We start from the raw sequence: 10,757 nt of genomic DNA on the forward strand, positions 1-10,757 counted from the left end.
TGCGGTTATTATCAATATGTAGAATGTCATCATTGCCATGAGTTAACTTATAAAAATTTACCTTATTGTTATCATTGTGGTACTGCACAAACTTATGATAGTTAATAGTCCCCAAGCTACCGAAACGAGCAAAGAGAGAATTGCCACTTTATCAATTAATTAATTATGGATTTACTCGAATACCAAGCCAAGGAAATATTTGCTCAAGTCGGCATCCCCATTTTACCTTCCCAACCAATCCACGAACCGGGGGGACTAAAAAGATTAAACATTCCCTATCCTATCGTGCTGAAGTCCCAGGTACGCACGGGGGGCCGGGGAAAAGCAGGAGGAGTGAAATTTGTCGCTAATACCATCGATGCGATCGCTGCTGCCCATGCTATCTTTCATTTACCGATCGCCGGAGAATATCCAGAGGTAATCCTAGCAGAAGCCAGGTATAATCCGCAACAAGAGATATTTTTAGCCATTTTACTCGATTATCATCTGCAAAGACCAGTTTTACTGGGTGCGAGTCAAGGGGGGATGGATGTGGACAGTTTACTGGAAACCATGCAAAAAGTGGTCATCGAAGCGAGATTTTCCCCCTATCTCTGTCGGCAATTAGCCGTATCCATGGGTTTAAGAGGGTCTTTGATCGAGTCTATCAGTCAAATTCTCGAAAAAATGTATAGTCTCTTTGTCAGCAAAGATCTCGATATTATCGAGATTAATCCCCTCGGTATCAACGAAACTGGGGAAGTGATGGCCCTAGATGGCAAAATAAGTGTTAATGATGCCGCTTTAGCTAGACATCTCGATCTTCTAGCTTTGACCCCACCCCAATTACAATCCCCTTGGTCGATAATTGATCAAACCGGCCGAATAGCCGTGATTAGCAATGGCCAGGGTTTGATGTCCACTGTCTGGGATGCCTTGGTAGGCAAGGGGGCAAAACTGGCGGCATGGCTTATACTGGAGGAAAGACTAGAATTAGAGCAATTAAACGAGCAAATAGAGGCTGGTCTGCAACAATTCCAACTATTGCCTAATTTAAAAGTGGTTATCGTTGATATTATCAGTTATCCCGACTTTGGCCAAAAAGCGATCGAGAGTATTAGCCATTACTACCGCAGTTATAGCCCATTATCACCCGGCCGGGGCAGCGGCGAACGAACGATCCGGGCCACCCGACAGGAAAGACAAACCTTGGAACCTCGATCTTTTCTCAATCCCACCCTACCACAAATAATTTTTCGCGTCCTAGCTGACAGTCAAGCGATCGATCTCAGTCAGAGTTTAGCTGATGTTAACTTTCATTGGTTAGAGTCTTTAGAAGAGGTAGTCACGGCAGCAATTAAATTAGCCTAGAATCAGTGATCAGCAGCAATTCTCATTTTGAAATAAATAGAGCATTAACCCCGATTTTGGAAGGCAAAATATAGTAGAAAGTGACTATTTTTCAGGGAGAGGCGATCACTAAAAAAACAATTGGTTGGATAGATTAAGTATAAATACTCAAGCAATCAAAGGGATTGGCTGAGAACGAACGGGGTAAATTCAGGAAGATAGTTCTGTTTTTAGAATAAGGAATTCAAGGGAAATAAAAATTTATAATTATTGTCAGCTAAGGTAAAATGGGTGAGTTAGAAATCCACCAGCACGTCAAATTATTCCAAGATGGCTCAAAAAGCGGCAACCCTAGAAATTTCGGAATTAATGCAATTTTTACGTCAAGAATTACATGATTTACCCGATGAGAGGAAACCTGGAAATAATACAAAATATCAGGTAGAAGATGCCGTGATGACTGCATTTTCAGTCTTTTTTACTCAGTCGCTGTCTGTTTTAGACCATCAACGTTTAATGAAAAGCAATAAGGGAAAAGATAATGCTGAAAGTTTATTTTCAATTGAAAAAATTCCTGGGGATAATCAAATAAGAAATCTGTTAGATGCAGTGCCAGCCTCTACTGTCTCTGGGACTGTTCAAAAAGTCTATCAATGGTTAAAGGAAAAGGGAGTTTTGAAAAAGTTTCTCTACTTAGATGGAGAAATTTTAGTGGCATTAGATGGCACAGAAATTTCTCATCTAAGAAAATTAATTGCCCTCATTGTAATTGTCGTAATCATCGAAAGGGAACTACAACTTATTTTCATGGCTGTGTCACACCTAGGGTGGTTTCTCCTAATCAAAAACAAGTAATTAGGGCTTGCTGAATAAATCTAAAAACCTTGTTGGATAAGACTTTTGGACTTTTTTCCCCTCAAAAAGTACCAGATATGGGAGTGATCAGGGGGAAATTCAGGGACTTTTTCCCTGAAAATTAGGTAATTGACCCCCTCAAAATCGGTAAAACCCCACACCCCACACCCCACACCCTACACCCTGCCCCTAGGAAAAACTTTTTCAGCAAACCCTAATTAATTTAGAGCCAGAATTCATTAAAAAAACAAGATGGGCATCAAAAACAAGACTGTGAAAATGCGGCCGTTAAAAGATGGTTAAATAAGAATCATAACTTCTGTTTAGACTAATTTGCAGCCCAAATTGGCACGGCTAGGGATAAAAGACTGAGAAAGAGATAAAAAGCAGGATGAAGGATTAAGATGCGGTCTTTTTCGATTTAGGCGGGGCAGAATAGCGTTTTTTGACCGTAGGATAATGGATTTTTGGAGTCCGTTTTTTGCCTTTAGGCCAGCCCTGGGATTTTCCTCGGGTTTTGGGGAAACAGGCGGGTGTACCAATCACCGCTAAAATTGCCCCAAAACCCTGAGCGACCCTTCCAGGAGTCAGAGAGTTTTGTGGAAGAGGCTTCTGCCAAGGTAAAGGATTATCTTGTACTATCTCACGAGCCAGCCATAACTACCAAGTCAGTAGAGGCATCAAATCGCGACCAGATTGCCCTTGTTCGGGAGTTGAAAGTTTGGGTAAAGTCCAGTGTAATCTTTGCGAGTGCGAAGCGATTCGAGTGATCGATGTTAATGGGACTTAGGCGTTTTCGGTCAGCAAAAAAGGCTCAAACCATTACGGGACAAAGGGTTAACCTCGATTTATGATTTTCCTTGATATATCTGGGTTTCAGCGATTTTGGGCTTCTCGAAGTAAATCCCAAGCGGGGATTGGAGTTGAGGCTTTTCTCGATTTGTTTTTTGTCTAAGTCTCATTATGTGGACTTCGGTGGAATTATAGAGGAAGAAGGCACATTCTGTGGCTATACCATTCCGACCCGTCTGCGGATTGGATGGTACTTTGGCACTGAGCGGTTTGAGTCAGAGGGTGAGTTTTTCCGAGTCACGATTGATGATGCAATCTATCGGTAGAACGATCGGACATCAACAAAGAAATTACAGCCAACTTTGTAGAATGAAGTACAGCCAAAGTAAGGAGGGACTACGGGTGTGTGGCAAGTGATATGGAATACTGTGCTATCGGAATTCTCCGAGATCACCGATGTGGCTCAAATTATCCGCATCATTTTACGTTTCTTGCTTGCGGCGATCCTTGGTGGTCTACTGGGGTACGATCGGGAGATCAAGGGCAAGGCGGCAGGGTTGCGAACGCATATGCTGGTTTCTTTCGGGGCAGCACTCTTCGTCCTCATTCCTCAACAATCTGGGGCATCGATCGCAGATTTAACTCGTGTGTTGCAGGGTTTGATCGCTGGGGTGGGATTCCTTGGGGCCGGATCGATCATTATAGGAAGGCACCAAGAGGAGGCTAAGGGGATGACCACGGCGGCGGGCATATGGCTAACGGCGGCCATCGGCGTAGCGACAGGGATGGGGCGAGAAGCGACGGCCATTCTCAGCACTCTCTTAGCCTTGGGAATCTTATCCTTAATTCCCAAGGTCGAACGGTTGTTTGAACGCCGTGGAAGGAGGAGTTAAACGGGGTCGGAGTATTCGGGCGGATAGGGGTTGAAGATGTACAAGTAGTTCATACCCGCGTTAAACTGCATATCTTGCCCCATGCCGTTGGAGCCCAAAGATGATCAAAATTTCCGTTGATTCACAGGTGTCGTTTTCTCGATCCTTGGTTTATGCCACCTATCGGGACAAGCTGATGGAGTTGGGGCCGTATCTGCCCAATGTGCGATCGCTGCAACTCAAGTCTCGCCAGGAAGCGGAGCGACTGGTGCGACTGGTGCTGGAGTGGCATGGGGGTGGGGACATCCCAGCCGCTGCTCGGGCACTTTTGAGTGAAGAACTGTTCACTTGGACGGAATACGATATCTGGGACAACAATGAGTTTACTGTAGACTGGCAAATTGAAACCCATGCCTACCGAGAGGCGGTGTTTTGCGCTGGCAAGAACCGCTTTCTGGATCGAGGCAATTGCACATTGGTGGAAAGCCGAGTCGAAGTGAGGATTGACCTCAGCGCAGTTCACAGTGTGCCCCCCTTCTTGCTCAGTCGCTTAGTTCACCTAGTCGAAGAGCTTCTGGCCAAAAAGATTGAACCGAATCTGGTGCAGATGGGACAGAGTGTGCAGAAATATCTGGAGCAAACGCAGAAAACCCAGTAACGCCAGGAAAGGGATAGACTATGGGGTAGCGATCTGGAAGTAGTGGTGAGTCGAATTGCTTATTTAGGGTTTGCTGAAAAAGTTTGTTGGTGGGGTTAGGAGTCGGTCGTCGGTCGTCAATAGCTGGTCGTTTCAGGCTTTGTTGCCCTCTTTTTTGTACTGGCTTATGTACTACAAGAAGGATAATGCAAGGTTTTTGAATGTCCCAATCCTATTTTCGCAGCATGAACATCGGATTTTAACAGGTCAAAAGCCTTATTTTAAAAGGGTTTTACCATTATTCAGCAAGCCCTATTTAGGGTTGGCTGAATAAATCTAAAAACCTTGTTGGGTAAGACTTTTAGACTTTTTTTCCCTCAAAAAGTGCCAACCATTGGAGTGATCGGGGGTAAAATTCCGGGACTTTTTCCCTGAAAATTAGGTAACTGACCCCCTCAAAATCCCTAAAACCCCACACCCCACACCCCACACCCCACACCCTGTCCCCACGAAAAACTTTTTGCCGCAAGCCCTATTTAGCGGGACTCAAACGATAACAAAAGATAACTGAGGGTATAATGCTTGGCAGATCAGCCTTTCACAATGCTAATACATAATCAGCGCCTTGCTCAATAATTGTAGAGGCAATTTCAGTTTGACATCCCATGGCATCAATACTTACTAAACAACCTCGAATTTCTCAAATCTTCAATAATTCAGGAATAGCAGTAATCTCATTGGATTTTTCAGCGACTTTTCGTTGACCAAGTACCAAATGATTAGTGGCTGACCAGACACTTACCATAGGAATTAAACTGCGGTTATTTCCTCGTTCTTTTGCCCCTCGTAAGGTTTTCCCGTCCACATTTAAGAGTTCTCCATTGGTCACCTGATGAACTGCTTGCATCCAACTAATAAAGCATGACTGGAGTTCTTCTGATTTTAAACGGGCAAATAATCGGATCAATGTATCATGAGAGGGAATCCCATTAGGCAGAGCTAGAAAAGTTTTTAGCCATTCATATTTGGTTATATCATAGGCAGCAACTGCTTCCCAGTTGTTCGCCCCACAAATGGTTGCACAGATATTAATCGCAATAATATCTATCACAAATGCTCAATGTTGTGTAACGCTCTAGGGTCTTTTAGAGTGCCAAAGTGTTTTTCAATCAGGGCTGTTAGTGATGAACATTTGTCCGTTAACATTGTTTTGTGCGAACCTGTAAACAGATAGTTAATATTCTGTATACTAACTTGAAAAATTTAATATTTATCTCCTAATTGCTATTCCATGAGGATATCTTGTAGATTTATTGCGTATCTTCAAGAATTGTGTGCGATTGCCCGGGCCACCTAACGAGCATATATAAACGAGCATATATAATAATGAAGAGAATAAAATGCTTGACGAAACTCATTAGATCGGAGAAAGGAGGTCAGTCATGGATCTGGTACAGTTTATGGTAGTTATCATCGTGGTTGGGGTTCTATTGTGGCTCGTGAACAACTACATTCCGATGGACAGCAAGATCAAGCAAATCCTGAACATTGTGGTTGTCATCGCCCTCGTTTTGTGGATTCTTAAGGTGTTCGGATTGCTGAGTTTTCTCAAGGGAATTCGTATCGGTAGGTGAGTGATGTTCTAGACGGAAGGAAAGGTTGAATTATTATGGATCTGATGTCCATCACACTGGTGGTGCGCTGGCTAATAGGCTGGGGATTGATGTGGCGGTTGCCGCGACTTCCAGACCTTTCAGTCGTCGGTTCGCCTAAAGTCTCGGTCTTGATTCCGGCGAGGAATGAAGAGAGTACCCTCCCTAATTTGCTAACAGCCTTAAAGCAGCAAACATTCAAGCCCTACGAAATCATTGTCATCGATGACCAGTCCGCCGATGCTACCCCACAGATCGCCGAACAGGCCGGGGTGAAAGTAGTGCAGACTAGCCCTTTGCCCACAGGTTGGACAGGGAAAAACTGGGCACTCAAAACCGGATATGCAGCCTCATCTGGCGATATTCTCGTCTTTCTCGATGCCGACACTGAGCCAGGCGAGGAGCTGCTCCGCAGGCTGGTGGCAACTGTTCAACACTTAGGTGGTCTGGTCTCAGTTCAGCCCTATCACCGCACTGAACGCCCCTACGAACTGTTAGCGGTTCTGTTCAATCTCGTCGGCTTGATGGCCGTCAAACTGGGAGCAAGAGGTGGTGTGGCTTTTGGACCGGCTATGGCTACCAGCAAGGATGACTATGAGCGGGTCGGCGGCCACGACGCTGTGGCAGGATATGTTGTAGAAGACTGGTTCATGGCTCATATTTATGAGAGTGCGGGACTGCCAGTGAGTGCATACATTGGTCATGGCCAACTGGACTATCGGATGTACCCCGGCGGGCTGCGGGACCTGGTTGTTGGTTTCGACAAAAACTTTGCAACGGCAGCAGGGGAAGTCTCTTGGCTGCGGATGCTGGCGGTTGTGTTCTGGCTTTCAGGGTTGTTCTGGGCGGCTTGGTGTCTGCCCGCATCCCTATTTGGCTGGCCGATTGTCGGGAATTCATCCTTACTATATAACGTACTGCTTTATCTTGCCTTCGCCATACAGTTAGCCATAATTGTATGGCCAGTGGGTTCATTCGGAGCAATCGTCTTTTTCTTCCCCATTCCGGTTGCCTTCTTCCTTGCAGTGTTCCTGCTGGCCATTCTGAATCTCGAACGTGGTCAAATCGAATGGAAAGGACGAAGGATAAGTACCCGATGGCAAGGTGAATGAATGAGATTATCTATACTACAGTTACCGGATGGGGTAATCGTCGGGCTTTGTGTGGTCGGTTGGACAGCCTGGTCACTTTTGATCGGTTTTGTCGGTCATCGACTTCCCCTGAAATTCCTAGAAACGGACACCTGCCTGACCCAGCCACGAATCTGGGGGGAAGATAGACAATGGTACAATCGGGTACTGCGGATCAAGCGATGGAAGGATCGGTTGCCAGAAGCAGGGGATTTCTTCCCAGGAGGTTTTCGCAAAACATCCGTTGGCGGTGGGGACTGTGCCGTAATGTCCCGTTTTTTGGCTGAAACCCGTCGCGCGGAATACGTTCACATCGCCATCTGGCTGTTTTGGTTAGTGACGATGCTCTGGACTCCTGGCTGGGGTGTGCTGGTAAACCTCGCCGTGGGAACAGCCTTCAACCTGCCTTGTTTGTGGGTGCAGCGTTACAATCGGCTTCGGCTCCAGCATCTGCTCGTATTGAAAGGACAGGGAAAAACGATATGCTAAAGTATGAGCTTGGCTGTGAATTAACCTACAGCATTGAGCAAGCAAGCACTCTAATTCTTAATGTTGCTATTGTCAGCAACAACCATCAGATTATTGTTCAGGAAGACCTCCATTCTAACTCTCAACGGTCGATTGAGGAATACATCACTTCTGTCAGTGGAAACCGATACTTTCGACTCAATGCCCCTCCTGGCAATTTGCAAATTTCCTATCGAGCAACCGTTGGCTTATCTCCTTATTATTCAGACCCCAGTACGATTTTTGAAGTAAAGCCGGCCGATTTACCCCTCGATATCTTGTACTATCTTTATCCGAGTCGTTACTGTCAGTCAGATCGATTATTGCGCTTTGTCGCGGCTGAATTTGGCCATTTAGTCCCTGGTTATTCCAGGGTGACAGCTATCTGTAACTGGATTTATGACAATGTTTTGTATCTCTCTGGTAGCAGTGATTCTTTAACTTCTGCTTGCGATACAGCGATAGAAAGGGTAGGCGTTTGCCGTGATTTTGCCCATTTAGGTATTGCTTTTTGTCGAGCCTTGAATATTCCAGCACGCTTTGTTTCCGGCTACGCCTATGGTTTAAATCCCCCCGATTTTCATGCCTGGTTTGAGGCTTATCTAGGGGGTCGCTGGTATCTTTTCGATCCTACCCGCCTTGTGCCTCAGAGCGGGCTAATTCGCGTTGGCACAGGACGAGATGCAGCCGATGTTTCTTTTGCCACTATTTTTGGTCCGGTACAAATGAATCAGATGAGGCTTTTTATGGACTACTTACCCGATGCCAAGCCGATTTCCGAGAATATTTTGATACCGACAACAGAGGCGATCGCCATCTCTTGAGCGTACCCCAGTCAGGTATTCTATTATCGAAAATTTGGGTTGAAAACCCCGTCCTTTGAGGACGGCTTTAAGCTACAATGGAAAAAGCGATAACCAAGCTAAAAACTGAACCCTGACCACAGATAGTAGGGGGTTTCGTTCAGAAAAGAATTCAAATTCGGCCTTGAACGAGTAAAACTTTCTAGGAAATAAGGTTGAACATGAGATTTTTTCGACTTGTTCAAAGTGGCCGTCCGGCATTCGGACACTCAAAACGGACGGGTCGAAAGTGTCAGACTTAAGCAATTAAGCGTTTTTCGCTATCTGCGTCAACCCCATTGACGCGACCATCCTAAAAAAGTGGCGTGGTGAGCATGTCAATAACATTGTCTTTGAAAAACCCATTTTAGGAGTTGCCCATGTCATCCTCATCCCTACCCATTAAACCGGCTGTACTGGTTGTCATCATTGGTGAAACCGTCTTGCAAGACCGCATGATCAAGCTGCTGCAAGAGTTAGGCGTAACTGGCTATACCCTCTCGCAAGCCCAGGGCGCAGGTCGCCACGGCAACCGCCAGGGAGATATGGTCGGTTATAACACCAATATTGAGATCAAAACCGTTGTCTCGCAGGAAGTCTCGGAGGCGATCTTCTCTGGTCTCGTCGAGTATCAAGCTAATCATGCCTTAATCGCTTTCCGACAAAATGTCGAAGCGTTGACTGGGTTTGAGATAATTTGATTCGTCACTAACCCCGCCCTAAAAGGGACGGGGCTTGCCTAAACCAATTTAGGCGACGCAAGTAGAGACTACCGCATCGAGACACAATCTGGCCCAGACCTCCGAATACTTCCCTAGTTCGGATTCCCTCTAAGCTTTATTGGTAAAGCGTTGTTAGACAAGACATCTTGATTGTGCTGCGGTAAGGGACATTAACTTCACTCTTAAGGATTATCTCCATGGCAAGAGTTCCTGTTATTTCAAAAGACGGAAAGTCGTTAATGCCCACCAAACCCAGTCGGGCCAGACGGTGGATTAAGCAAGGAAAAGCTATCGGTAAATTCAACGACTTAGATAGGGCTGGCTGAATAAATCTAAAAACCTTGTTGGATAAGGCTTTTAGACTTTTTTCCCCTCAAAAAGTGCCTACCATTGGAGTGATCGGGTAAAATTCCTGGACTTTTTCCCTGAAAATTAGGTAACTGACTACCTCAAAATCGGTAAAACCCTACACCCCACACCCCACACCCCACACCCTGCCCCCACGAAAAACTTTTTCAGCAGACCCTAGATATTTTCTATGTCCAGCTAACCGATGAACCTTCCGATAACAAAACCCAACCGATTGCCATTGGTATTGACCCGGGTAAATTATTCTCTGGAATTGGCGTTCAATCCTCCCTTTTTACTCTTTGGACGGCTCACTTAGAACTTCCTTTTAAGCGAGTAAGAGAGTGCCTAGACAATCGCTGCTTAATGCGAAGAGGACGTAGAAAAAGACGGATTAACCGCCAACTTCCCTTTAATCTAAGAGCGCATCGACAAAAACGATTTTCAAATAGAAGACAAGGAAAATTAGCTCCCTCAATCAGAGCTAATCGTCAACGTCGAGCGAAGTCGAGACGTTTCTGAACTAACCAAAATCTATCCAATTACTGACATTTACTTTGAGTATGTCAAAACCGATATTGATCTAACTTCCGGTAGAAAAGGAGCTAAGTCGGGAAAAGGTTTCTCGTCGGTTATGGTCGGACAGAAATGGGCGATTGAGCAACTATCTCAATTGGCAAAAGTCCATACTCGCTTTGGTTGGCAAACCTCTAATCTCAGAAAATATTTGCGACTAGAAAAGTCCAAAAATAAAGCAAAACAATCACCAGAAAGTCATGCTAACGATGGCATTGCTAAGAGGGAGGGAGCATCTCACCTTTGTAACCCCTAAATCAGGTTTTATGTCAAGCTATTTTGAAAGCCTTGCTAGAAACCAGTTTTAGGGACAAGTATAATTAGGGCTTGCTGAATAATGGTAAAACCCTTGTTGGTTAAGACTTTTAGAGTTTTTGTAAATCAAAAAGTACCAGATATGGGAGTGATCGGGGGGAAAATTCAGGGACTTTTTCCCTGAAAATTAGGTAATTGACCCCTTCAAAATCGGTAAAACCCTACACCCCACACCCCACA

The 10,757-nt window shown here is 45.2% G+C and carries 10 protein-coding genes and 5 pseudogenes; 12 read left to right on the forward strand and 3 right to left on the reverse strand.

Annotation, left to right across the window (positions count from 1 at the left end; genetic code table 11):
- The first annotated feature begins 165 nt into the window (after positions 1-165).
- Both IM496_RS15710 and IM496_RS15715 read left to right on the forward strand, forming a co-directional pair.
- The gene (locus IM496_RS15710) at positions 166-1,350 is read left to right on the forward strand and encodes an ATP-grasp domain-containing protein (RefSeq protein ID WP_287662486.1); all 1,185 of its coding nucleotides are present in this window, start codon (positions 166-168) and stop codon (positions 1,348-1,350) included.
- Between the two features lie 309 nt (positions 1,351-1,659).
- Positions 1,660-2,186: pseudogene (locus tag IM496_RS15715) on the forward strand (ISNCY family transposase); the annotation flags it as partial.
- A gap of 397 nt (positions 2,187-2,583) precedes the next feature.
- On the opposite strand, the pseudogene IM496_RS15720 reads toward IM496_RS15715, so the two are convergent.
- A pseudogene (locus IM496_RS15720) lies at positions 2,584-2,959 on the reverse strand (NF041680 family putative transposase); the annotation flags it as partial.
- Positions 2,960-3,131: 172 nt separating this feature from the next.
- On the opposite strand from IM496_RS15720, the gene IM496_RS15725 reads away from it, so the two are divergent.
- The 3 genes from IM496_RS15725 to IM496_RS15735 all read left to right on the forward strand — a co-directional run bounded on the left by IM496_RS15725 (position 3,132) and on the right by IM496_RS15735 (position 4,506).
- Positions 3,132-3,302 (forward strand): hypothetical protein, encoded by a 171-nt coding sequence (locus tag IM496_RS15725; protein WP_155120367.1) that lies wholly within the window; start codon positions 3,132-3,134, stop codon positions 3,300-3,302.
- A 132-nt stretch (positions 3,303-3,434) separates the two neighbouring features.
- Positions 3,435-3,869, forward strand: coding sequence for an MgtC/SapB family protein (locus IM496_RS15730; RefSeq protein WP_287662492.1), 435 nt, complete (start codon positions 3,435-3,437; stop codon positions 3,867-3,869).
- Between the two features lie 100 nt (positions 3,870-3,969).
- On the forward strand, positions 3,970-4,506 hold the full coding sequence (locus tag IM496_RS15735; RefSeq protein ID WP_002803214.1) for a hypothetical protein: 537 nt from the start codon (positions 3,970-3,972) through the stop codon (positions 4,504-4,506).
- A gap of 580 nt (positions 4,507-5,086) precedes the next feature.
- Here the strand turns inward: IM496_RS15735 and IM496_RS15740 are convergent.
- Positions 5,087-5,691: pseudogene (locus IM496_RS15740) on the reverse strand (ISAs1 family transposase); the annotation flags it as partial.
- 254 nt (positions 5,692-5,945) lie between these two features.
- Between IM496_RS15740 and IM496_RS22465 the strand changes: the two are divergent.
- The 7 genes and pseudogenes from IM496_RS22465 to IM496_RS15770 form a co-directional block, all read left to right on the forward strand.
- The gene (locus IM496_RS22465; RefSeq protein WP_304598356.1) at positions 5,946-6,119 is read left to right on the forward strand and encodes a Thivi_2564 family membrane protein; all 174 of its coding nucleotides are present in this window, start codon (positions 5,946-5,948) and stop codon (positions 6,117-6,119) included.
- Positions 6,120-6,154: 35 nt separating this feature from the next.
- A complete protein-coding gene (locus IM496_RS15745) occupies positions 6,155-7,249 on the forward strand; it encodes a glycosyltransferase family 2 protein (protein ID WP_194017038.1) in 1,095 nt (364 codons plus the stop codon).
- Entirely contained in the window at positions 7,250-7,756 is a 507-nt protein-coding gene (locus tag IM496_RS15750; RefSeq protein WP_194017040.1) for a glycosyl-4,4'-diaponeurosporenoate acyltransferase CrtO family protein, read from the forward strand.
- Positions 7,750-8,598, forward strand: a complete 849-nt coding sequence (locus tag IM496_RS15755) for a transglutaminase-like domain-containing protein (protein ID WP_004159260.1) — start codon at positions 7,750-7,752, stop codon at positions 8,596-8,598. Before IM496_RS15750 ends, IM496_RS15755 begins: the two co-directional genes overlap by 7 nt.
- 398 nt (positions 8,599-8,996) lie before the next feature.
- Positions 8,997-9,317: a P-II family nitrogen regulator gene (locus tag IM496_RS15760; protein WP_002752253.1), complete on the forward strand. Its 321-nt coding sequence runs from the start codon at positions 8,997-8,999 to the stop codon at positions 9,315-9,317.
- 218 nt (positions 9,318-9,535) lie between these two features.
- On the forward strand, positions 9,536-9,664 hold the full coding sequence (locus IM496_RS15765; protein ID WP_502861848.1) for an RRXRR domain-containing protein: 129 nt from the start codon (positions 9,536-9,538) through the stop codon (positions 9,662-9,664).
- Positions 9,665-9,863: 199 nt separating this feature from the next.
- Positions 9,864-10,482 (forward strand): annotated as a pseudogene (locus tag IM496_RS15770) (RRXRR domain-containing protein); the annotation flags it as partial.
- A gap of 84 nt (positions 10,483-10,566) precedes the next feature.
- Here IM496_RS15770 and IM496_RS15775 read toward each other — a convergent pair.
- Positions 10,567-10,756 (reverse strand): annotated as a pseudogene (locus tag IM496_RS15775) (hypothetical protein).
- Position 10,757 lies beyond the last annotated feature (1 nt).

The organism is Microcystis sp. M049S2 (assembly GCF_020245625.1).
GTDB classification, from domain to species: domain Bacteria; phylum Cyanobacteriota; class Cyanobacteriia; order Cyanobacteriales; family Microcystaceae; genus Microcystis; species Microcystis ichthyoblabe_A.

What these genes read in the sequence shown, in the direction of transcription:
- IM496_RS15710 (WP_287662486.1), top strand. Translation starts at nt 166, where the DNA reads ATGGATTTACTCGAATACCAAGCCAAGGAAATATTTGCTCAAGTCGGC.
- IM496_RS15735 (WP_002803214.1), top strand. Translation starts at nt 3,970, where the DNA reads ATGATCAAAATTTCCGTTGATTCACAGGTGTCGTTTTCTCGATCCTTG.
- IM496_RS22465 (WP_304598356.1), top strand. Translation starts at nt 5,946, where the DNA reads ATGGTAGTTATCATCGTGGTTGGGGTTCTATTGTGGCTCGTGAACAAC.
- IM496_RS15745 (WP_194017038.1), top strand. Translation starts at nt 6,155, where the DNA reads ATGGATCTGATGTCCATCACACTGGTGGTGCGCTGGCTAATAGGCTGG.
- IM496_RS15750 (WP_194017040.1), top strand. Translation starts at nt 7,250, where the DNA reads ATGAGATTATCTATACTACAGTTACCGGATGGGGTAATCGTCGGGCTT.
- IM496_RS15755 (WP_004159260.1), top strand. Translation starts at nt 7,750, where the DNA reads ATGCTAAAGTATGAGCTTGGCTGTGAATTAACCTACAGCATTGAGCAA.
- IM496_RS15760 (WP_002752253.1), top strand. Translation starts at nt 8,997, where the DNA reads ATGTCATCCTCATCCCTACCCATTAAACCGGCTGTACTGGTTGTCATC.
- IM496_RS15765 (WP_502861848.1), top strand. Translation starts at nt 9,536, where the DNA reads ATGGCAAGAGTTCCTGTTATTTCAAAAGACGGAAAGTCGTTAATGCCC.